Genomic DNA, 322 nt, shown 5'->3' with positions numbered 1-322 from the left:
CCCTGACCCCTTGAGGGTCCTAAAGGGCCGTTGGAGACCACAACGTTGATAGGTGGGGTGTGTAAGCGCGGCGACGTGTTGAGCTAACCCATACTAATTACCCGTGAGGCTTAACCATACAACACCCAAGAAGTGTTCAGAGACTTGTAGCAGATACCGAGAACGAATAACTAAATCAGCTTTCTCAGATTGAAGATTTTTGCCTGGCGGCAATAGCGCAGTGGAACCACCTGACCCCATGCCGAACTCAGAAGTGAAACGCTGTAGCGCCGATGGTAGTGTGGCATTCGCCATGCGAGAGTAGGACACTGCCAGGCACCCA

General features: G+C 52.5%; 2 rRNA genes. Both read left to right on the top strand.

From position 1 onward, the window contains the following. Positions 1-118 (top strand): 23S ribosomal RNA (locus J9885_RS14860); the annotation flags it as partial. Positions 119-202: 84 nt separating this feature from the next. After that, a 5S ribosomal RNA gene (rrf, locus tag J9885_RS14855) occupies positions 203-317 on the top strand. The last annotated feature ends 5 nt before the right edge of the window (positions 318-322 follow it).

Origin of the sequence: Aeromonas sp. SrichE-2G (assembly GCF_017939565.1) — a bacterium.
Lineage (GTDB): Bacteria > Pseudomonadota > Gammaproteobacteria > Enterobacterales > Aeromonadaceae > Aeromonas > Aeromonas taiwanensis.
This window is presented reverse-complemented; position numbering and strand designations above follow the sequence as displayed.